General features: G+C 69.2%; 34 protein-coding genes. 1 reads left to right on the forward strand and 33 read right to left on the reverse strand.

What is annotated here, in order from left to right:
• Window positions 1–75 precede the first annotated feature (75 nt).
• A complete protein-coding gene (locus ACIRG9_RS17315; RefSeq protein ID WP_402856507.1) occupies window positions 76–309 on the reverse strand; it encodes a hypothetical protein in 234 nt (77 codons plus the stop codon).
• A gap of 28 nt (window positions 310–337) precedes the next feature.
• Here ACIRG9_RS17315 and ACIRG9_RS17320 point away from each other — a divergent pair, with 28 nt between their 5' ends.
• Window positions 338–1,213 carry a hypothetical protein gene (locus tag ACIRG9_RS17320; protein ID WP_402856510.1) on the forward strand — a complete coding sequence of 292 codons (876 nt, stop codon included), beginning with the start codon at window positions 338–340 and terminating at the stop codon, window positions 1,211–1,213.
• A gap of 115 nt (window positions 1,214–1,328) precedes the next feature.
• On the opposite strand, the gene truA is transcribed toward ACIRG9_RS17320, so the two are convergent.
• The 32 genes from truA to rplC form a co-directional block, all read right to left on the reverse strand.
• Window positions 1,329–2,162 (reverse strand): tRNA pseudouridine(38-40) synthase TruA, encoded by an 834-nt coding sequence (gene truA, locus ACIRG9_RS17325; protein WP_402856513.1) that lies wholly within the window; start codon window positions 2,160–2,162, stop codon window positions 1,329–1,331.
• Window positions 2,163–2,235: 73 nt separating this feature from the next.
• Entirely contained in the window at window positions 2,236–2,787 is a 552-nt protein-coding gene (rplQ, locus tag ACIRG9_RS17330) for a 50S ribosomal protein L17 (RefSeq protein ID WP_402856516.1), read from the reverse strand.
• Window positions 2,788–2,821: 34 nt separating this feature from the next.
• A complete protein-coding gene (locus ACIRG9_RS17335) occupies window positions 2,822–3,844 on the reverse strand; it encodes a DNA-directed RNA polymerase subunit alpha (RefSeq protein WP_007073009.1) in 1,023 nt (340 codons plus the stop codon).
• A 95-nt stretch (window positions 3,845–3,939) separates the two neighbouring features.
• Window positions 3,940–4,566: a 30S ribosomal protein S4 gene (gene rpsD / locus ACIRG9_RS17340; protein WP_402856519.1), complete on the reverse strand. Its 627-nt coding sequence runs from the start codon at window positions 4,564–4,566 to the stop codon at window positions 3,940–3,942.
• Between the two features lie 14 nt (window positions 4,567–4,580).
• Complete coding sequence (rpsK, locus tag ACIRG9_RS17345; protein ID WP_076466649.1) at window positions 4,581–4,988, reverse strand: 30S ribosomal protein S11; 408 nt, start codon at window positions 4,986–4,988, stop codon at window positions 4,581–4,583.
• A gap of 129 nt (window positions 4,989–5,117) precedes the next feature.
• Window positions 5,118–5,498, reverse strand: a complete 381-nt coding sequence (gene rpsM, locus ACIRG9_RS17350) for a 30S ribosomal protein S13 (RefSeq protein WP_402856522.1) — start codon at window positions 5,496–5,498, stop codon at window positions 5,118–5,120.
• A 260-nt stretch (window positions 5,499–5,758) separates the two neighbouring features.
• Window positions 5,759–5,872, reverse strand: coding sequence for a 50S ribosomal protein L36 (rpmJ, locus tag ACIRG9_RS17355; RefSeq protein ID WP_043965539.1), 114 nt, complete (start codon window positions 5,870–5,872; stop codon window positions 5,759–5,761).
• Window positions 5,873–5,966: 94 nt separating this feature from the next.
• The gene (gene infA, locus ACIRG9_RS17360; RefSeq protein WP_007073013.1) at window positions 5,967–6,188 is read right to left on the reverse strand and encodes a translation initiation factor IF-1; all 222 of its coding nucleotides are present in this window, start codon (window positions 6,186–6,188) and stop codon (window positions 5,967–5,969) included.
• A 269-nt stretch (window positions 6,189–6,457) separates the two neighbouring features.
• On the reverse strand, window positions 6,458–6,961 hold the full coding sequence (locus ACIRG9_RS17365) for a DUF1707 domain-containing protein (RefSeq protein ID WP_402856526.1): 504 nt from the start codon (window positions 6,959–6,961) through the stop codon (window positions 6,458–6,460).
• 56 nt (window positions 6,962–7,017) lie between these two features.
• Window positions 7,018–7,869, reverse strand: coding sequence for a type I methionyl aminopeptidase (gene map / locus ACIRG9_RS17370; RefSeq protein ID WP_402856529.1), 852 nt, complete (start codon window positions 7,867–7,869; stop codon window positions 7,018–7,020).
• Window positions 7,870–7,959: 90 nt separating this feature from the next.
• Entirely contained in the window at window positions 7,960–8,613 is a 654-nt protein-coding gene (locus ACIRG9_RS17375; protein ID WP_402856531.1) for an adenylate kinase, read from the reverse strand.
• On the reverse strand, window positions 8,614–9,942 hold the full coding sequence (gene secY / locus ACIRG9_RS17380) for a preprotein translocase subunit SecY (RefSeq protein WP_402856534.1): 1,329 nt from the start codon (window positions 9,940–9,942) through the stop codon (window positions 8,614–8,616).
• Between the two features lie 234 nt (window positions 9,943–10,176).
• A complete protein-coding gene (gene rplO / locus ACIRG9_RS17385; RefSeq protein WP_402856537.1) occupies window positions 10,177–10,620 on the reverse strand; it encodes a 50S ribosomal protein L15 in 444 nt (147 codons plus the stop codon).
• On the reverse strand, window positions 10,620–10,802 hold the full coding sequence (rpmD, locus tag ACIRG9_RS17390) for a 50S ribosomal protein L30 (RefSeq protein ID WP_402856540.1): 183 nt from the start codon (window positions 10,800–10,802) through the stop codon (window positions 10,620–10,622). The genes rplO and rpmD overlap by 1 nt, the downstream gene beginning before the upstream one ends.
• On the reverse strand, window positions 10,802–11,416 hold the full coding sequence (gene rpsE, locus ACIRG9_RS17395) for a 30S ribosomal protein S5 (RefSeq protein WP_073834922.1): 615 nt from the start codon (window positions 11,414–11,416) through the stop codon (window positions 10,802–10,804). Before rpsE ends, rpmD begins: the two co-directional genes overlap by 1 nt.
• Before the next feature lie 33 nt (window positions 11,417–11,449).
• A complete protein-coding gene (rplR, locus tag ACIRG9_RS17400; RefSeq protein ID WP_091198281.1) occupies window positions 11,450–11,839 on the reverse strand; it encodes a 50S ribosomal protein L18 in 390 nt (129 codons plus the stop codon).
• A complete protein-coding gene (gene rplF, locus ACIRG9_RS17405) occupies window positions 11,836–12,378 on the reverse strand; it encodes a 50S ribosomal protein L6 (protein WP_402856543.1) in 543 nt (180 codons plus the stop codon). The genes rplR and rplF overlap by 4 nt, the downstream gene beginning before the upstream one ends.
• Window positions 12,379–12,394: 16 nt before the next feature.
• Window positions 12,395–12,802: a 30S ribosomal protein S8 gene (gene rpsH, locus ACIRG9_RS17410; RefSeq protein ID WP_067301438.1), complete on the reverse strand. Its 408-nt coding sequence runs from the start codon at window positions 12,800–12,802 to the stop codon at window positions 12,395–12,397.
• Between the two features lie 96 nt (window positions 12,803–12,898).
• Window positions 12,899–13,084, reverse strand: a complete 186-nt coding sequence (locus ACIRG9_RS17415; protein WP_007465272.1) for a type Z 30S ribosomal protein S14 — start codon at window positions 13,082–13,084, stop codon at window positions 12,899–12,901.
• Between the two features lies 1 nt (window position 13,085).
• Window positions 13,086–13,655 (reverse strand): 50S ribosomal protein L5, encoded by a 570-nt coding sequence (rplE, locus tag ACIRG9_RS17420; protein WP_402856547.1) that lies wholly within the window; start codon window positions 13,653–13,655, stop codon window positions 13,086–13,088.
• Entirely contained in the window at window positions 13,655–13,975 is a 321-nt protein-coding gene (gene rplX / locus ACIRG9_RS17425) for a 50S ribosomal protein L24 (protein ID WP_402856550.1), read from the reverse strand. The genes rplE and rplX overlap by 1 nt, the downstream gene beginning before the upstream one ends.
• Entirely contained in the window at window positions 13,972–14,340 is a 369-nt protein-coding gene (rplN, locus tag ACIRG9_RS17430) for a 50S ribosomal protein L14 (RefSeq protein WP_007073026.1), read from the reverse strand. Before rplN ends, rplX begins: the two co-directional genes overlap by 4 nt.
• Before the next feature lie 99 nt (window positions 14,341–14,439).
• Entirely contained in the window at window positions 14,440–14,721 is a 282-nt protein-coding gene (gene rpsQ / locus ACIRG9_RS17435) for a 30S ribosomal protein S17 (protein ID WP_402856553.1), read from the reverse strand.
• Window positions 14,718–14,954: a 50S ribosomal protein L29 gene (gene rpmC / locus ACIRG9_RS17440; RefSeq protein WP_357852547.1), complete on the reverse strand. Its 237-nt coding sequence runs from the start codon at window positions 14,952–14,954 to the stop codon at window positions 14,718–14,720. Before rpmC ends, rpsQ begins: the two co-directional genes overlap by 4 nt.
• Window positions 14,954–15,379, reverse strand: coding sequence for a 50S ribosomal protein L16 (rplP, locus tag ACIRG9_RS17445; protein ID WP_073834927.1), 426 nt, complete (start codon window positions 15,377–15,379; stop codon window positions 14,954–14,956). Before rplP ends, rpmC begins: the two co-directional genes overlap by 1 nt.
• A gap of 3 nt (window positions 15,380–15,382) precedes the next feature.
• Window positions 15,383–16,252, reverse strand: a complete 870-nt coding sequence (gene rpsC, locus ACIRG9_RS17450) for a 30S ribosomal protein S3 (protein WP_402856558.1) — start codon at window positions 16,250–16,252, stop codon at window positions 15,383–15,385.
• Window positions 16,252–16,707, reverse strand: a complete 456-nt coding sequence (gene rplV, locus ACIRG9_RS17455) for a 50S ribosomal protein L22 (RefSeq protein WP_402856561.1) — start codon at window positions 16,705–16,707, stop codon at window positions 16,252–16,254. Before rplV ends, rpsC begins: the two co-directional genes overlap by 1 nt.
• Window positions 16,708–16,747: 40 nt before the next feature.
• Window positions 16,748–17,029: a 30S ribosomal protein S19 gene (gene rpsS / locus ACIRG9_RS17460; RefSeq protein WP_358069119.1), complete on the reverse strand. Its 282-nt coding sequence runs from the start codon at window positions 17,027–17,029 to the stop codon at window positions 16,748–16,750.
• A 15-nt stretch (window positions 17,030–17,044) separates the two neighbouring features.
• Window positions 17,045–17,884 (reverse strand): 50S ribosomal protein L2, encoded by an 840-nt coding sequence (rplB, locus tag ACIRG9_RS17465; protein WP_046567215.1) that lies wholly within the window; start codon window positions 17,882–17,884, stop codon window positions 17,045–17,047.
• Between the two features lie 12 nt (window positions 17,885–17,896).
• Window positions 17,897–18,199, reverse strand: a complete 303-nt coding sequence (gene rplW, locus ACIRG9_RS17470) for a 50S ribosomal protein L23 (protein WP_091125159.1) — start codon at window positions 18,197–18,199, stop codon at window positions 17,897–17,899.
• A complete protein-coding gene (gene rplD, locus ACIRG9_RS17475) occupies window positions 18,196–18,846 on the reverse strand; it encodes a 50S ribosomal protein L4 (protein WP_402856567.1) in 651 nt (216 codons plus the stop codon). The genes rplW and rplD overlap by 4 nt, the downstream gene beginning before the upstream one ends.
• Window positions 18,843–19,508: a 50S ribosomal protein L3 gene (rplC, locus tag ACIRG9_RS17480; protein WP_402856570.1), complete on the reverse strand. Its 666-nt coding sequence runs from the start codon at window positions 19,506–19,508 to the stop codon at window positions 18,843–18,845. Before rplC ends, rplD begins: the two co-directional genes overlap by 4 nt.
• Between the last annotated feature and the right edge of the window lie 6 nt (window positions 19,509–19,514).

Raw genomic sequence — 19,514 nt, forward strand, 5'->3', positions numbered from 1 at the left:
CCCTAAAGGGACAATCGGCCCTACTGTAACCCACATGGTGTATCGGTACGAGTCCGATGAGGACGCCTTCCTGGATCATCCGAGGCCCGGGTCGTACCCGTCCGCGCCCGGCACACCGGCGGCACCGCCCGCGGGGCCCTCGCCGTCCCGCTTCCCCACACCGTCGCTGCCGCCACCGGTCCGGCACACCCGACCCGTCGAGGTCACCCCGGAGCCGCCCCGACCGGCAGTCGCCCCGGCCAGGCCCCGGTCGGACGTCCCGCCGCCGCCTCCGATGTCCGCGCCGGCCCCGACACCCCCGGCCGCCACCGAGCCGCCTCCGGTTTCGGTGCCCCCCGTGTCGGAGTCCCCGAATCCACTCCTGCGGGCGACCGACCCGCCGGACGACTTCGAACCGGGCCGTGCCGGACGCAGACGCAGCGGCGGTCGGGCCTGGCAGGTGCTGATCGGCGGCACCGCCGTACTGGTGCTGCTCGCGCTCGGCGGGTTGGCCGTCGCCACCCTGCTCGAAGACAAGACCAGTACCCCGCCGGCCGCGCTGCCGAGCGACCAGCCCGTGGTCGAGCAGTCCGCCGCGGCCAACGGGCACGACATCGACTCCCGGGACACCGACCAGTCGGCGCTCACCGTCAAGGAGGTCTTCCCCAACAAGCAGCTGGTGGCCGACGACGGCAGGCCGGCCTACCAGGTGCTGAAGACCCAGGCCGGCACCGACTGCACGGCTGCGGCGACCGGCGAGATCGGCGACCTGCTGGCCCGGCTCGGCTGCAACCAGGTGGTCCGGGCCACCCTCCGCTCCCCCGACGGGGATCACCTGCTCACCGCCGGGTTGTTCAACCTCACCGACGCGGCCAGCGCCCAGCGGGCCCGGGACCGGATCCGGCAGCTGCTCGACGACCGACAGGGCCGGTTCCAGGGCCTGTCCGCCGGCGACGGCACCGACGCGGTGACCACGGCCGCCGCCCGGGTCGGCTGGCAGGTACGCGGCCACTACATCGCCTACTGCCTGGTCACCCGCGCCGACGGGGAACAGATCAGCTCCTCCGACGCCAAGACCCGCGAGATCCTGTACGACATGATCGAGTCCTACCTGAACCGTGGCGTGCTGGAACGCCGGGCGAACGGTGGGGTGGCCAGCCAGCCCACCGCGAGCCCGACGGAGAGCACCGCCAGCCAGTCCGCCACCAACGGCCGGAACTCGTCCGGAAACTGACGACGAGACGCGGTCCACGTCGTCCACGGCGGACGGCGCGAGGCACTCTGCTGGCCCGTCGACCGGCACCGGCGCTCCGACCGTCCCACGCGGAGGAGACCGGTGCCGGTCGCGGTCAGCCCTCCGCGACCGGCACGCGCAGCTGGCGGGTGAGCGCCGCCCGGCGGGCGTACTCCGCGGGGTCCGCCGGGTAGCCGACCTCGACCAGGGCCAGCCCGTGCGCCGGGGCTACGGTGACCTCACTGGACCGTTCCCGCCGGCTCAGCAGGCCGGCCGGCCAGGTGGCGGGCCGGCGGCCCTCCCCGGCGGCCAGCATCGCGCCGACCAGGCTGCGCACCATGTTCTGGCAGAACGCGTCGGCCTGCACCGTGGCGACCAGGATGCCGTCCGCGTCCCGCCGCCAGTCCAGCCGGGTCACCTCGCGCAGCGTGGTGGCGTTCTCCTTGCGCCGGCAGTACGCGGCGAAGTCGTGCTCCCCCACCAGGCCGGCCGCCGCGGCGTTCAGCGCCGCCAGGTCGAGCGGCCTCGGCCAGGCCAGGGTGTCCGTCCGGCGCAGCGGCTCGGCGCCCCAGGGGGCGTCGGTGACCCGGTACTCGTAGCGGCGGAAGGTGGCCGAGAAGCGAGCATCGAAGTCGCCCGGCACCTCGGTCATCGCGCGTACCCGCACGTCGGGCGGGAGCAGCCGGGCCAGGCGGCGCAGCAGCCTCCCGTCGTGCTGCCGCCAGACCTCGGTCGGCAGGTCGAGGTGACAGACCTGACCGGTGGCGTGCACGCCGGCGTCGGTCCGGCCGGCCACGGTCAGCCCGCTCGCGGTGCCCGCGCCGAGGACCAGGTCCAGCGCCTCGACGAGCACCCCGGCGACGGTACGCCGGGTGGGCTGGGCCGCCCAGCCGGAGAAGTCGGTGCCGTCGTACGAGACGTCCAGCCGCAGCCGGATTCGCTCGTCCACCTCGTACCTCCCGTTCACGCCGTCGGGCCCGGCACCCCACGAAGGGGTACCGGGCCCGACGATCTGCCTCAGCTCAGGCCTTGTTCTCGTTGGCCTCGTCGTCGTCCTCGCGCGCCTGGGCGGTGTCGCCGGCGGCGGAGATCGGCGCCTCGGAGTCCTGGTCGGCCGGGGCCGGGGTCTCCTCGGCCGGGGCCAGGGCCTCGACCTTGTCCTGCTGCGCGGCCTTGCGGGCGGCGGTCTTCTTGTTCGCCTTCGGCTCGGCGACCTGAAGCTCCTCCACCAGCTCGATGATCGCCATCGGAGCGGCGTCACCCTTGCGCGGGCCGGTCTTCACGATCCGGGTGTAGCCACCGTTGCGGTTGGCGTACCGGGGCGCGATCTGGTCGAACAGGCTGTAGACCACGTCCTTGTCCTTGACGACGGCCAGCACCCGCCGACGCGAGGCGAGGTCGCCGCGCTTGGCCTTGGTGATCAGCTGCTCGGCCAGCGGACGCAGCCGCCGGGCCTTCGTCTCGGTGGTCTGGATCTTGCCGTGCTGGAACAGCGAGGTGGCCAGGTTGGCCAGCATCAGCCGCTCGTGCGCGGGGCTGCCGCCGAGGCGGGGGCCCTTGGTGGGCGTGGGCATTGTTGGTGCTCCTCAGATGTGGCGGCAGCCGGACTTAGAGCTGCTCGGTCTCGCGGTAGTCGTCGGTGTCGTAGTCGGCTTCGCCGAAGGCGTCCACGACGTGCGCCGGGTCGAAGTTCGGAGCCGAGTCCTTCAGCCCCAGGCCCATCCCGGCGAGCTTCATCTTGACCTCGTCGATCGACTTCTGACCGAAGTTCCGGATGTCGAGGAGGTCCGCCTCGGTACGCCCGATCAGCTCACCAACGGAGTTGATGCCCTCGCGCTTGAGGCAGTTGTAGGAGCGGACGGTGAGGTCCAGCTCCTCGATCGGCAGAGCCAGGTCCGCCGCCAGCTGGGCGTCCTGCGGGGACGGCCCGATGTCGATGCCCTCGGCGGTCTCGTCCAGCTCCCGGGCCAGCCCGAACAGCTCCACCAGCGTCGAACCGGCCGAGGCCAGCGCGGTACGCGGGCCCATCGACGGCTTGGTCTCGACGTCGATGATCAGCCGGTCGAAGTCGGTCCGCTGCTCGACGCGGGTCGCCTCGACGCGGTACGTCACCTTGAGCACCGGCGAGTAGATCGAGTCGACCGGGATCCGGCCGATCTCCGCGCCCGCCTGCTTGTTCTGCGCCGCCGTGACGTAGCCCCGGCCCCGCTCGACGGTCAGCTCCATGTCGAGCCGGCCCTTGCCGTTCAGGGTGGCGAGCTTCAGGTCCGGGTTGTGCACCGAGACACCGGCCGGGGGCTGGATGTCACCGGCGGTCACGTCGCCCGGGCCCTGCTTACGCAGGTACATGCTGACCGGCTCATCGTGCTCGGAGCTGACGCACAGCTCCTTGATGTTCATGACGAGCTCGACCACGTCCTCCTTGACGCCGGGGATCGTGGTGAACTCGTGCAGCACGCCGTCGATCTTGATCGAGGTGACAGCCGCACCCGGGATGGACGACAGCAGCGTACGCCGCAGCGAGTTGCCCAGGGTGTAGCCGAAGCCCGGCTCCAGCGGCTCGATGGTGAACCGGGACCGGGTCTCGTTGATCGACTCTTCGGAGAGGGACGGTCGCTGGCTGATGAGCATCTTTTCTCTTTTCTTCCGGGGCGCCCGCTATATGACGCCCACGACACAAACTGTTCCGGTGACCCGCCCCGGAGGGCGGGCCACCGCAACGAGCCTTACTTCGAGTAAAGCTCGACGATCAGCTGCTCCTGGACCTGGGTGTCGATCACCTGACGGGCCGGGAGCGAGTGCACGAGGATCTTCAGCTGGCTCGGGATGGCCTCCAGCCACGCCGGGACGGTCCGCGAGCCGGCCTCACCCTGCGCCACCAGGAACGGGGTGAGTTCCTTGCTCTTCGCACGCACCTCGACGATGTCGTGCTCCTTGACCCGGTACGACGGGATGTCGACCTTCTTGCCGTTCACCGTGAGGTGACCGTGCTTGACCAGCTGACGGGCCATGTCCCGGGACTTGGCGTAGCCAGCCCGGTAGACCACGTTGTCCAGCCGAGACTCGAGGATCTGCAGGAGGACCTCACCGGTCTTACCCGGCTTGCCCACGGCCTCCTCGTAGTAACCGCGGAACTGCTTCTCCAGCACGCCGTAGACCCGGCGAGCCTTCTGCTTCTCACGGAGCTGGAGCAGGTACTCCGTCTCCTTGGTGCGGCCGCGGCCGTGCTGTCCGGGCGGGAACGGCCGGGACTCGAACGGGCACTTCGGGCCATCGCACTTGCTGCCCTTGAGGAACAGCTTCATCTTCTCCCGCCGGCAACGGCGGCAGTCAGCACCGGTGTAACGAGCCATCTCTCTCTAACCTCTCAGACCCGGCGACGCTTCGGCGGACGGCATCCGTTGTGCGGCTGCGGGGTGACGTCGGAGATCTGCCCGACCTCCAGCCCGACGGCCTGCAGCGAACGGATGGCGGTCTCCCGGCCGGAGCCGGGGCCCTTGACGAACACGTCGACCTTGCGCATGCCGTGATCCATGGCCCGGCGCGCGGCGGCCTCGGCGGCCAGCTGCGCGGCGAACGGGGTCGACTTGCGCGAGCCCTTGAAGCCGACCTGGCCCGCGGAGGCCCAGGAGATGACCGCACCGGTCGGGTCCGTGATGGACACGATGGTGTTGTTGAAGGTGCTCTTGATGTGCGCCTGCCCGTGGGCGACGTTCTTGCGTTCCTTGCGCCGGACCTTCTTGACTGCGGCTCCGGCACGAGCCTTCGGTGGCATAAGTCTTTCGCGCTCCTGTTTCGGTTCTCGATCGGTTCCGGCCCGTCACCCCGCTGCCTCCGTGGACACCGACTCCGACTGGAGCCCGGCCCACCTGGGCGGAGAACGACCAGAATTCCGGTTTAAGAACTACTTCTTGCCGGGCTTCTTCTTGCCGGCGACGGTCCGCTTCGGGCCCTTCCGGGTCCGCGCGTTGGTCTTGGTCCGCTGGCCACGCACGGGCAGGCCCCGGCGGTGCCGGATGCCGGCGTAGCAGCCGATCTCGACCTTGCGGCGGATGTCAGCGGCGACCTCGCGGCGCAGGTCGCCTTCAACCTTGTAGTTGGCCTCGATGTGATTACGGAGCTGGACCAGCTCCTCATCCGTGAGGTCCCGAGCGCGCTTGTCCGGCGAGATGCCGGTGGCGGCGAGCGTCTCCAGGGCGCGGGTGCGACCGAGCCCGAAGATGTAGGTGAGCGCGATCTCCATCCGCTTCTCGCGGGGGAGATCCACGCCGACTAGACGTGCCATGTGCGGGCGTACTCCTCGTGATGTTGTGGCGGAGGTGTGGACCCATCCCACCCCGCTACCGACCGTCCCGTCCTTCCGACGCGTTCCGCGCCGGCGACCGGGATCGGTCGCTGCCCGAGCGGGCCCCGGCCTCCGACCGGGGGTCAACCACGAGGGAGTACGCGATGCGTACCGTTCGCGGCTGGGACGAGCTGATGCAGTGCTGTCGGGATCTGCGACCCGGGCCGATCCGACCGGCCGTCACGACCGGTGGGACTGGTTCAGCCCTGGCGCTGCTTGTGGCGCGGGTCCGAACAGATAACCATGACCCGGCCGTGCCGGCGGATCACCCGGCACTTGTTGCAGATCCTCTTGACGCTCGGCTTGACCTTCACGGTTGCCTTACTTTCCCATCTGGGCCCGGAGACGCGACGGTGCGCGACGCCGGACGTCGAAGACGGACACGGGATGCCCCGGCCGCCGTCAGGCTTACTTGTAGCGGTAGACGATGCGCCCGCGGGTCAGGTCGTACGGCGAGAGTTCGACGACGACCCGGTCCTCCGGCAGGATGCGGATGTAGTGCTGCCGCATCTTGCCGCTGATGTGAGCCAGCACCTTGTGGCCGTTCGCGAGTTCCACCCGGAACATGGCGTTCGGCAGAGGCTCGATGACCCGACCCTCGATTTCGATGGCTCCGTCTTTTTTCGGCATGTCCTCCGCTGTCCTGACGTCGGTTGCTCCGGACGGCCCACAACGCCTTACACGGGAGAACTGATCAAGATCAGGAAACCCGCGCCAGCCGCGGCTCCCAGTCCCACCGAAGCGCTGGGTGGGCATGCAGGAGTGGACGCTGTGCGCCGATCAGAAAGTGTACGCCCGCCCGCACGCGGTCGCCAAACCGACCACCCATGCGATCCCCGGCCGGGGGAAAACCCGCCACGCCCGGCCGAGGCGCTGTGATGCTGGCCACAGCGCGGCGATCAGTGGCCGCGCCGCCGCTCCCGCCGCTCCCGCCGGTCCCGGCGCCGCCGCTCCTCGCCGTCGTGCACGCCCACCGTCCGCAGCAGCAGGAGCACTCCCCACGGCCCGATCGCCCAAGCCGGCCAGTAGTAGATGACATGCCCGTAGCCGATCGACGAGATCAGCCAGATCGCGGTGAGGATCCCGGCGACCCGCAGCCACGGCGACCAGATCCCGAGCAGCGAGGACCGGCGCTCGGGCTCGACGACATCCGCCTCGCCGTCCCGGACCGGGCCGGGCGCCGCCGGTGCGGGCACCACGGCCGAGCGCTCGGCCGCCGCCACTCCGGGCAGGTCCGCCACGACCTCGTCCAGCTCGGCGTACGTCTTCGCGCCGTACGCCCGGCCCAGCCGCTCGTCGTACTCGTGCAGATCGAGTCGGCCCTCCTCCAGGGCCACCCGGAGCCGGTCCGCCGTCGCCTGCCGGTCGACGTCGGCCGCCCGCATACTGTCCCGCCCTTCCATGGGGGCCAGCATGCCACCGGCACGCCACCGGCCGCCAAGGGGCCGGTTCCCCACCGTCAGACCGCCGGAGAGTCCGCCGGCTGCCGGGAGGTGACCAGCTCGCCGAGGCGCGCCCGGCCGCCGTCCTCGGCGGTCAGCACCCACACGCCGTCGTCCAGCAGCGCCATCGAGTGCTCGACGTGCACCGCCATCGACCCGTCCCGGGTCACCACCGTCCAACCGTCGGCCAACTCGACGGTACGCGGCGAACCCATCGTGATCATCGGCTCGATGGCCAGCGCCATGCCCGGCACCAGCCGGGGCCCCTTGCCCGGGCGGCCGTGGTTGAGCACGTGCGGGTCCTGGTGCATCTCGGTGCCGATGCCGTGCCCGCCGTACCCGTCGACGATGCCGTACCGGCCCGCCTTGCGGACCGCGTGCTCCACCGCGTGCGAGATGTCGGTGAGCCGGCCCTTCCGACTGGCCCCACCGCGGGCGGCGGCGGCGATCCCGGCCCACATCGCGTCCTCGGCGGCCGAGGCCATCTTGAGCAGGGCGGGGTCGGTCTCGCCGACGCCGACGGTGATGGCGGCGTCCCCGTGCCACCCGTTCAGCACCGCCCCGCAGTCGATCGAGATCAGGTCACCCTCCTGGAGCACCTGCTTCGGCGACGGGATGGCGTGCACCACCTGCTCGTTCACGGAGGAGCAGATCGACGCCGGGTAGCCGTGGTAGCCCTTGAACGACGGGACCGCGCCCGCCTCGCGGATGGTGGCCTCGGCGATCGCGTCCAGGTCAGCGGTGCTCACACCGGGGGCGACCGCCTCCCGCATCAGCCGCAGCGCACGGGCGACCACCAGACCGGCAGCTCGCATCAGCTCGATCTGGTCGGGGGTCTTCAGCTGGATGTCCAGCTGGGGACGACGCATGGAGGCGTTACCTTTCGTCGCACGGACCAGCGGGGCACGTCGGACGTACCCCGCTGTTCGCACTCTATCCGCCGGAGGCCCGGCGCGACGTCAGCCGCCGTACGACCGCAGGGCGTCGATGGCGCGGACGGTGACGTCCTCCACCGGCCCGGTCGCGTCGATGCCGACGAGCTTGCCCTGGGCGCCGTAGTAGTCGACCAGCGGCGCGGTCTTCTCGGCGTACTCCCGGAGCCGCGCCGCGATGGTCTCCGGCTTGTCGTCGTCCCGCTGGAACAGCTCGCCACCACAGCGGTCGCAGACGCCGTCCCGGGTGGTGGCGTCGAACTCGACGTGCCAGATCTTGCCGCAGCCCCGGCAGGTCCGCCGGCCGGAGAGCCGCCGGATCACCTCGTCGTCGTCGACGACCAGCTCCAGCACCAGGTCCAGGGCGGTGCCGAGGTCGGCGAGGAGCTTGTCCAGCGCGACGGCCTGCGGCGTGGTACGCGGGAAGCCGTCGAGGAGGAAGCCCTCACCGGCGTCCGGCTCGGCGAGCCGGTCCCGCACCATGTTGATGGTGACCTCGTCCGGGACCAGCTTGCCGGCGTCCATGTATCGCTTGGCCTCGACCCCCAGCGGCGTGCCCTGGGAGACGTTCGCCCGGAAGATGTCTCCGGTCGAGATCTTCGGCACCGACAGGTGGGCCGCGATGAACTCCGCCTGTGTGCCCTTGCCCGCGCCCGGCGGGCCAACCAGAACGAGTCGCATCTACCGCAGGAACCCTTCGTAGTTCCGCTGCATGAGCTGGCTCTCGATCTGCTTCACGGTCTCCAGACCGACGCCGACCATGATCAGCACGGCGGTGCCGCCGAACGGGAAGTTCTGGAACTGCTGGTTGTCGAGCCAGATGAAGAAGAAGTTCGGCAGGATCGCGATGATGCCCAGGTAGAGCGCACCCGGCAGGGTGATCCGGCTGAGGATGAAGTCGAGGTACTCGGCGGTCGGCTTGCCGGGGCGGATGCCCGGCACGAAGCCGCCGTACTTCTTCATGTTGTCCGCGACCTCGGTCGGGTTGAACGTGATCGACACGTAGAAGTACGTGAAGAAGATGATCAGCAGGAAGTAGACCGCGATGTGCTCCGGCGCGCTCGCCTTCACGATGTGGTTCTGGATCCAGGCCTGGGTCTTGCCCGGGTTGTTCTGGTCGAAGAACTGGAGCGCGAGCTGCGGCAGGTAGAGCAGCGACGAGGCGAAGATGACCGGGATCACACCGGCCTGGTTGACCTTCAGCGGGATGTAGGTGGAGGTGCCGCCGTACATCCGCCGGCCGATCATGCGCTTGGCGTATTGCACCGGAATCCGGCGCTGGGCCTGCTCGATGAAGGTGACCGCGGTGATGACCAGCAGGACCAGGGCGATGACGAGGAGGAACATCCCCCAGCCCTTGGTGGTCTTGATCTTCCAGCCCTCGCTGGGGAGCCGAGCCGCGATGGAGGTGAAGATCAGGACGGACATGCCGTTGCCGACGCCGCGGTCGGTGATCAGCTCACCGAGCCACATCACCATACCGGTACCGGCGGTCATGGTCATGACCAGGATGCCCAGGGTCAGCCAGTCCGGGATGCCGGTGCCCCGGGGGACGATCGGCCACTGGTCGCAGCGGTTCTGGAAGAGCTGCCCGGAGCGGGCCAGCGCCACGAACGCGGAGGACTGCAGGATGCCGAGACCCAGGGTCAGGTACCGGGTGTACTGGGTGATCTTCGCCTGGCCGGCCTGGCCCTCCTTGCGGAGCTGCTCCAGCCGCGGGATGACCACCGTCAGCAGCTGCAGGATGATCGACGCGGTGATGTAGGGCATGATGCCCAGCGCGAAGACCGAGAGCTGCAGCAGCGCACCGCCGGAGAAGAGATCCAGCAGGTTCAGCACACCGGTCCCGCCGCCCTGGATGGCGTCGAGACACTTCTGCACGTTGCCGTACGACACACCCGGGCTGGGCAGCGTGGCGCCCAGTCGGTAGACCGCGATGATGCCTACTGTGAACAGCAGCTTCTTGCGCAGGTCAGGCGTTCGGAACGCACTGAGAAAGGCGGACAGCAACTTCTTCCTCCTGCGCGAGGCGGCCGCCGGTGATGATCCCTGGCGGGGTGGGTGGGTGCCGGGCCGGATGCCCGATATCCATAGCTGGGAAGGGACTCTAACAGCCCGATCCCGGTCCGGGCAGATGTGCCCGGCTACATAAAACGAATCCGATGTTACCCGGCGCACATCCGCCGGGGATACCGCGGCGCCCGCCCAGCCTCTGACGACTGAGCGGGCGCCGCGGACCGTGCCCTACAGCTCGGTGACGGAGCCACCGGCAGCGGTGATCTTCTCCTTGGCCGACGCGCTGAACGCGTGCGCCGACACCTGGAGAGCCACGCCGCCGAGGTCGCCGGTGCCGAGCACCTTGATCGGCTGGCCCTTGCGGACCGCGCCGGCCTCGACCAGCTCGATCGGGCCGACCTGGCCGCCGTTCGGGAAGAGCTCGGCGAGCCGGTCCAGGTTGACAACCTGGAAGACGACCTTGAACTTGTTCCGGAAGCCCTTCATCTTCGGCAGGCGCATGTGGATGGGCATCTGCCCACCCTCGAACGCCGGAGAGATGTTCTTCCGGGCCTTCGAACCCTTGGTACCGCGACCGGCGGTCTTGCCCTTGGAGCCCTCACCGCGACCCACACGGGTCTTGTCGGTCTTGGCCCCCGGCGCCGGGCGCAGGTGGTGGACCTTGATCGTCATTACTCGACCTCCTCGACCTTCACGAGGTGGTTGACCGTGAAGATCATGCCACGGATCTCCGGCCGGTCCTCCTTGACCACCACGTCGTTGATCCGCTTGAGACCGAGCGAACGCAGCGAGTCACGCTGGTTCTTCTTGCCCCCGATCTCGGAACGGATCTGGGTGACCTTCAGGCGTGCCATCAGGACGCCACCCCCGCCCGGGACGCCAGCATCGCGGCCGGCGCCACGTCCTCGACCGGCAGGCCACGACGGGCCGCGACCGCCTCCGGCGACTCCAGCGCCTTCAGGGCCGCCACCGTGGCGTGCACGATGTTGATCGGGTTGGACGAGCCGAGGCTCTTGGAGAGCACGTCGTGGATGCCCGCGCACTCCAGGACGGCACGCACCGGACCACCGGCGATGACGCCCGTACCGGCCGAGGCCGGCTTGAGCAGCACCACGCCGGCCGCGTCCTCGCCCTGCACCGGGTGCGGGATCGAGGCGCCGATCCGCGGCACCTTGAAGAAGTGCTTCTTGGCCTCCTCGACGCCCTTGGCGATCGCCGCGGGCACCTCCTTGGCCTTTCCGTAGCCCACGCCGACGGTGCCGTCGCCGTCGCCCACGATCACCAGGGCGGTGAAGCTGAAGCGACGACCACCCTTCACGACCTTGGCGACGCGGTTGATCGCGACGACCCGCTCAAGGTGCGGGGTCTTCTCGACGGGCGCGTTTCCGCGGCCGCCCTCACGGCGGTTGTCGCGGCGACCACCCTCGTTGCCACCGGACCCGCCGCCACGGCGCTGTTGACCTGGCATCAGCAGCCTTCCTTCTCTCTCGTGACGGGGTTTCTAGAACTCGAGCCCGGCTTCGCGGGCGGCGTCGGCAAGCGCGGCGACCCGCCCCGCGTACCGGTTGCCACCGCGGTCGAAGACGACCTTCGAGACGCCGGCGGCCTTGGCCCGCTCGGCGAGCAGGGCGCCGACCTTGCCGGCCAGGGCGCTCTTGTCGCCCTCGGCACCGCGCAGCGAGGCGTCCATGGTCGAGGCCGACGCCAGGGTGTGCCCCTTGGTGTCGTCCACGATCTGGGCGACGATGTGCCGCAGCGAGCGGGTGACGACCAAGCGGGGACGCTCGGTGGTGCCGCTGATGTTCTTGCGGACCCGGAAGTGCCGACGCGCACGCCCGACGGCACGCTTGGCGGCGACGCCGCGGCGGCGCTTGAGCAGCGTGGCGCTCACTTCTTACCTGCCTTTCCAGCCTTGCGGCGGATGACCTCGCCCTGGTACTTCACGCCCTTGCCCTTGTAGGGCTCCGGCGGGCGGATCTTCCGGATGTTGGCGGCAATCTCGCCGACCTGCTGCTTGTCGATGCCGGCCACGTGGAACAGCGTCGGCCTCTCGACCGTGAAGGTGATGCCCTCCGGCGCCACGACGACCACCGGGTGCGAGAACCCGAGAGCGAACTCCAGGTCCTTGCCCTTGGCGGTCACGCGGTAACCGGTACCGGCGATCTCCAGGCTCTTGCGGTAGCCCTCGGTCACCCCGACGATCATGTTGGCCACCAGCGTACGGCTCAGGCCGTGCAGCTCCTTGGCCTTGCGCTCGTCGTTCGGCCGGTTGACGTGCACCGCACCGTCCTCGCCCCGCTCCGCCGTGATCGGCTCAGCCAGCACGTGGCGCAGCTCGCCCTTCGGGCCCTTGACCTTGACGGTCTGGCCGTCGATCGTGACATCGACGCCGGCTGGCACCGGGATCGACTTACGTCCAATACGCGACATTTCTACCTGTCTCCCGTTACCAGACGAAGGCGAGGACTTCCCCGCCAACGCTCCGCTTGCGGGCCTGCCGGTCGGTGAGCAGCCCCTGGGACGTCGAAATGATCGCCACGCCCAGCCCGCCGAGCACCCGCGGGAGCCCGTCCGACTTGGCGTAAACCCGGAGACCGGGCTTGGACACGCGCTTGATGCCGGCCAGGCTCCGCTCGCGGTTCTGGCCGTACTTCAGCTCGACGACCAGTCGCTTGCCGACGGCGCCCTCCTCGGGCTCCTCGACCAACCAGGTGGCGATGTAACCCTCGGCCTTGAGGACCTCGGCGATGTTCGCCTTGATCTTCGAGTAGGGCATCGTCACCCGGTCGTGGTACGCCTGGTTGGCGTTACGCAGACGCGTGAGCATGTCTGCGATCGGGTCGGTCATCGTCATGAAATTCGTCAACCTTTCTCGCCGCGGTTCCCCGAGCCAGGCCCGGGGCCTACGGCGAAGAGACAGTTCAGCTGACGCGCGAAGCGCGCCGGGCTATTACCAGGAAGCCTTGGACACGCCGGGCAGCTCACCGCGGTGGGCCATCTCCCGGATGCACACCCGGCAGAGACCGAACTTGCGGTAGACCGCCTTCGGACGCCCGCACCGCTGGCAGCGGGTGTAGGCGCGAACCGAGAACTTCGGCTTCGCGGCCGCCTTGATGATCAGCGCCTTCTTGGCCATCTCAGTTCTCCTTGAACGGGAAGCCCAGGAGCTTGAGCAGCGCCCGGCCCTCGTCGTCGGTCGTGGCGGTCGTGACCACCGTGATGTCCATGCCCCGCTGGCGATCGATCTTGTCCTGATCGATCTCGTGGAACACCGACTGCTCGGTCAGACCGAACGTGTAGTTGCCGTGCCCGTCGAGCTTGCGCCCGTCCAGGCCGCGGAAGTCGCGGATACGCGGCAGCGCGATGGACAGCAGCCGGTCCAGGAACTCCCACATCCGGTCGCCCCGCAGGGTGACCTTCGCGCCGATCGGCATGCCCTCACGGAGCTTGAACTGCGCGATGGACTTGGTCGCCCGCCGCACCTGCGGCTTCTGGCCGGTGATGGTGGCCAGGTCGCGGACCGCGCCGTCGATCAGCTTGGCGTCCCGGGCGGCCTCGCCGACACCCATGTTGACGACAATCTTGACCAGCCGCGGCACCTGCATCGGGTTGCCGTAGTTGTACTGCTTCTGCAGCTCGGCCGCGATCTCGCTGCGGTACCGCTCCTTGAGGCGCGGCATGGTCTTGGTTTCGGTAGCCGTGGTCATCACAGGTCCTTACCGGTGCTACGCGCGATGCGGACCTTCTGGCCGTTGTCGTCGATCCGGTAACCGACGCGGGTCGGCTTGCCGTCGGAGTCCAGGACCATCACGTTCGAGACGTGGATCGGGGCCTCCTGGGTGACGATGCCACCGGTCTTGGCGCCACGCTGGGTGGTGCTGATGCGGGTGTGCTTCTTGACCCGGTTCACGCCCTCGACCAGGACCTTGTCCTGCCGCGGGTAGGCCGCGATGACCTTGCCCTTGGCACCCTTGTCCTTGCCGGCGATGACGACGACCGAGTCGCCCTTCTTGACCTTCACGGTCACAACACCTCCGGCGCGAGGGAAATGATCTTCATGAACCGCTTGTCCCGCAGCTCCCGACCGACCGGGCCGAAGATACGGGTACCGCGCGGGTCCCCACCGTCCTTGATGATGACGGCGGCGTTCTCGTCGAAGCGGATGTACGAGCCGTCCGGCCGCCGCTTCTCCTTGGCGGTGCGAACAACGACGGCCTTGACGACGTCGCCCTTCTTCACACCGGCACCGGGGATCGCGTCCTTGACCGTGGCCACGATGACGTCGCCGATGCTCGCGTAGCGCCGACCGGAGCCACCGAGAACCCGGATGCACAGGATCTCCCGGGCACCCGTGTTGTCGGCGACGCGCAGTCGCGACTCCTGCTGAATCACGTCTATCTCCTATGTCTGCCGGTTCTCCGGCCGCCGCGCGGGCGGCCGGAGCCTGGCGGAACCTGCGCCCGACCGATACCGGCCGAGCTCGAGCCTTCGCTACTTGGCCTTCTCGAGGATCTCCACGAGCCGCCACCGCTTGGTGGCGGAGAGCGGCCGGGTCTCCATGATCAGGACCCGGTCGCCGATGCCGGCCGAGTTCTGCTCGTCGTGCACCTTCAGCTTGCTGGTCCGGCGCATGATCTTGCCGTACAGCGCGTGCTTGACCCGGTCCTCGACCTCGACCACGACGGTCTTTTCCATCTTGTCGCTGACCACGAGGCCCTCACGCACCTTGCGGCGGGCCCGCGCGGTGGCGGTGGTGGTGGTGTTCTCACTCATGATGCAGTCACCTCAGTCGGCGCGGCCGAGAGACCCAGCTCACGCTCACGCATGATCGTGTAGATCCGGGCGATCTCCCGACGGATGACCTGCAGCCGCCGGTTGTTGTCCAGCTGCCCGGTTGCGGCCTGCACGCGGAGGTTGAACAGCTCCGCCTTCGCCTCACGCAGCTTCGTGACCAGCTCCTCCTCGGAGAGCTCACGCAGCTCGGAGGCATTGACGCCCGCTGCCATCAGGATTCACCCACTTCGCGCGTAACAATGCGGCACTTCATCGGGAGCTTGTGGATCGCGCGACGCATCGCCTCTCGCGCGATCTGCTCGTTCGGGAAGGACATCTCGAAGAGAACCCGCCCGGGCTTGACGTTGGCGACCCACCACTCGGGCGAACCCTTACCGGAACCCATCCGGGTTTCCGCCGGCTTCTTGGTGAGAGCCTGGTCCGGGAAGATCGTGATCCAGACCTTGCCACCACGCTTGATGTGGCGGGTCATCGCGATACGCGCCGACTCGATCTGGCGGTTGGTCACGTACGCCGGCTCGAGAGCCTGGATCCCGAACTCGCCGAACACCACCCGGTTACCACCCTTGGACGCGCCGTGGCGGTCCGGGTGGTGCGGCTTGCGGAAGCCCTTCGGGGGCTTGCGCGGCATCAGCATCTGTCAGCCCTCCTGCTGCGTTTCTGCCGGCTGAGTGGCGGCCGCGGCGACAGCACCGCTGTCGACCGGCTCTCCGCTCGGCGTCTCGGCCTGCTGCGCGATGGTGGTCGCGGCAGCCCGGCCGGCCTCGGTGCCGCCGGCGGTCGTGCCGGACGAGCCCGACCGGCCACGGCGCGGCCGCTCGGGGCGGTCGCCACGGTCACGGCGCGGGCGGGACGGGCCGGCCTCGGCCGGGGCCTCCCGGCCCGGGACGGCGTCGCCCTTGTAGATCCAGACCTTCACGCCGATCCGGCCGAAGGTGGTACGAGCCTCGAAGAAGCCGTACTCGATGTTGGCCCGCAGCGTGTGCAGCGGAACCCGGCCTTCCCGGTAGAACTCGGTCCGGCTCATCTCGGCACCGCCGAGACGGCCCGAGACCTGCACCCGGATGCCCTTGCAGACCGGGTTCTTCATCGCCGACTGCATCGCCTTGCGCATGGCCCGACGGAAGCTGACCCGGCTGGACAGCTGCTCGGCGACGCCCTGGGCGACCAGCTGCGCGTCCGACTCGGGGCTCTTCACCTCGATGATGTTCAGCTGGACCTGCTTGCCGGTGAGCTTCTCCAGCTCGCCCCGGATCCGGTCGGCCTCCGCACCCTTACGGCCGATGACGATGCCCGGCCGGGCGGTGTGGATGTCGACGCGGACCCGGTCCCGGGTGCGCTCGATGTCGACCTTGGAGATGCCGGCACGCTCCAGGCCCTTGGACATCATCCGGCGGATCTTGACGTCCTCGCCGATGTAGTCCTTGTAGAGCTTGTCCGCGAACCAGCGGGACTTCCAGTCGGTCGAGATGCCGAGCCGGAACCCAGTGGGGTGAACCTTCTGACCCATTACTCGGCACCCTCCGTCGTGCTCTGCCCCTCAGCGGCCTCGGCCTGCGTGGCCGGGGCGGCCTTCTTCGCCGACTTCTTCGGCGCGGCCGGCGCCACCGCCTCGACCGCCACGGTGATGTGGCAGGTCCGCTTGCGGATCCGGTACGCGCGGCCCTGCGCCCGCGGCTGGAACCGCTTCATCGTCGGGCCCTCGTCGACGAACGCCTCGCTGACGAGCAGCGCATCGGGGTCCAGCCGCTCGTTGTTCTCCGCGTTGGCGATCGCGCTCGCGAGCACCTTGTACACCTGCTCGCTCGCAGCCTGCGGCGCGAACTGCAGCACCGTGAGCGCCTCCTTCGCGGGCAGGCCGCGGACGAGGTTGACCACCCGGCGCGCCTTCATCGGCGAGATGCGCACGTGCCGCGCAACCGCCCGCGCGCCCGGAAGCACCGGAGCGTCGCCCTTTCCTGGCATCGCTGTAACCCCTTGTTCCTCTATCCGTATGCCCGCGGCGTCAGCGCCGGCGGCTCTTCCGGTCGTCCTTCTCGTGACCCTTGAACGTGCGGGTCAGCGCGAACTCGCCGAGCTTGTGCCCGACCATGGCCTCGGTCACGAACACGGGGACGTGCTTGCGTCCGTCGTGCACGGCGATCGTGTGCCCGAGCATGTCGGGAATGATCGTCGAGCGCCGCGACCAGGTCTTGATGACGTTCTTCGTGCCCTTGTCGTTCTGCGTTTCCACCTTCTTGAGCAGGTGGTCGTCGACGAACGGGCCCTTCTTCAGGCTGCGAGGCATCTGTCAGCTCTCCTGTTAGCCGCGCTTGCGGGTGGCGTAGCGGCGGCGGACGATCAGCCGGTCGCTCGGCTGGCCCTTACGACGGGTGCGGCCCTCGGGCTTACCCTGCGGGTTGACCGGGTGGCGACCGCCGGAGGTCTTACCCTCACCACCACCGTGCGGGTGGTCGACCGGGTTCATCGCGACACCGCGGACGGTCGGGCGCTTGCCCTTCCACCGCATCCGGCCGGCCTTACCCCAGTTGATGTTCGACTGGTCGGCGTTGCCGATCTCGCCGATGCTGGCGCGGCAGCGCACGTCGACCCGCCGGATCTCACCGGACGGCATGCGGAGGGTCGCGTACGCGCCCTCACGGCCGAGCAGCTGGATGCCGACGCCGGCCGAACGGGCCAGCTTGGCGCCGCCGCCCGGACGCAGCTCCACGTTGTGGATCGTGGTACCGACCGGGATGTTGCGCAGCGGCAGGTTGTTACCCGGCTTGATGTCGGCGCCCGGGCCCGACTCCACCGCGTCGCCCTGCTTCAGGTCCTTCGGCGCGATGATGTAGCGCTTCTCGCCGTCGGCGTAGTGCAGCAGCGCGATCCGCGCGGTGCGGTTCGGGTCGTACTCGATGTGGGCGACCTTCGCCGGCACGCCGTCCTTGTCGACCCGCTTGAAGTCGATCAGACGGTACTGGCGCTTGTGACCGCCACCGTGGTGCCGCGTGGTGATCCGGCCGTGGGCGTTGCGCCCGCCCTTCTTCGGCAGCGGAGCCAGCAGCGACTTCTCAGGCGTCGACCGGGTGATCTCGGCGAAGTCAGCGACGCTCGAGCCACGCCGGCCTGGCGTCGTCGGCTTGTACTTACGGATAGCCATTGTCTACACCCCTCAGCTGACCGGGCCGCCGAAGGCCTCGATACGGTCACCGTCAGCCAGCTTCACCATCGCCCGCTTGGTGTCCTTACGCTTCCCGAACCCGGTGCGGGTCCGCTTGCGCTTGCCCTCGCGGTTGAGCGTGTTCACCGTCAGGACGCGGACGTTGAAGATCTGCTCGATGGCGATCTTGATCGCGGTCTTGTTCGCGTCCGGGTGCACCAGGAACGTGTACCAGTTGCGGTTCAGCTCGCTGTAGCTCTTCTCCGAGACGACCGGCGCGACGATGATGTCGCGCGGATCGGCGATCGTGCTCACTTGCCACCCTCCTCGGTGGTCTCGGCGGGAACGCCCAGGAACTCGTCCAGGGCCTCCTTGGTGAAGACCACGTCGTCGGCCACCAGCACGTCGTACGTGTTGAGCTGGCCGGCCTCGATCAGGTGCACCCGCGGCTCGTTGCGCAGCGACACCCAGTTCAGCTCGTCGGTGCTGCTCAGCACGACCAGGACGCGACGGACCTCGGTCAGCTTCGCCAGCGTGGCCAGCGCGGCCTTGGTCGACGGCTTCTCGCCGGAGACGAACGTCTCGACGATGTGCACCTGGCCGGCGCGGGCCCGGTCGGAGAGGGCCCCACGCAGGGCGGCGGCCTTCATCTTCTTCGGGGTCCGCTGGCTGTAGTCGCGCGGCACCGGACCGTGGACCACGCCACCGCCGGCGAACTGCGGCGCGCGGGTCGAGCCCTGGCGGGCACGACCGGTGCCCTTCTGCTTGTACGGCTTCTTGCCTCCACCGGAGACCTCGCCGCGGGTCTTGGCCTTGTGCGTGCCCTGCCGGGCCGCCGCGAGCTGAGCCACGACGACCTGGTGCATCAGCGCGATGTTGGCCTGGGCGTCGAAGATGTCGGCCGGCAGCTCGACGGAGCCGCTCTTGGTGCCTTCGACGCTGAGGACGTCAACGGTGGTCACTTGGCCACACCGCCCTTCTTCACCTTGGTCTTGGCCGCGGTGCGGACCAGAACCAGCGCGCCCTTGGGGCCGGGAATGGCACCACGGACGAGCAGGAGGTTGTTCTCGGTGTCGACCGCCTGGACGGTCAGGTTCTGGACGGTGTAGCGAACGCCACCCATCCGACCCGCCATCCGGGTGCCCTTGAAGACGCGGCCCGGGGTCGCGCACGCGCCGATGGAGCCCGGCGAGCGGTGCTTGCGCTCGACACCGTGGCTGGCGCGCAGACCGTGGAAGCCGTGCCGCTTCATGCCGCCGGCGAAGCCCTTGCCCTTGGTCTTGCCCGTGACGTCGATGGTGATGCCGGCGGGGAACTCCTCGACCGTGACCTCCTGGCCCGGCGAGTAGTCCGCGGCGTCACTGGTGCGCAGCTCGACGATGTGCCGGCGCGGCGCGACCTCCGCCTTGGCGTAGTGCCCGGCGATCGGCTTCTTGACCTTGCGCGGGTCGATGGCCCCGTACGCCAGCTGGACCGCGGAGTAACCGTCCTTGTCGGCGCTACGAACCTGGCTCACGACGCACGGGCCGGCCTGAACCACGGTCACCGGGACAACGCGGTTGTTGTCCCAGACCTGGGTCATGCCGAGCTTTGCGCCCAGGATCCCCTTGACTTGCCTGTCCATTTGTCC

It is taken from the genome of Micromonospora sp. NPDC093277 (genome assembly GCF_044765245.1).
Classification (GTDB): Bacteria; Actinomycetota; Actinomycetes; order Mycobacteriales; family Micromonosporaceae; genus Micromonospora.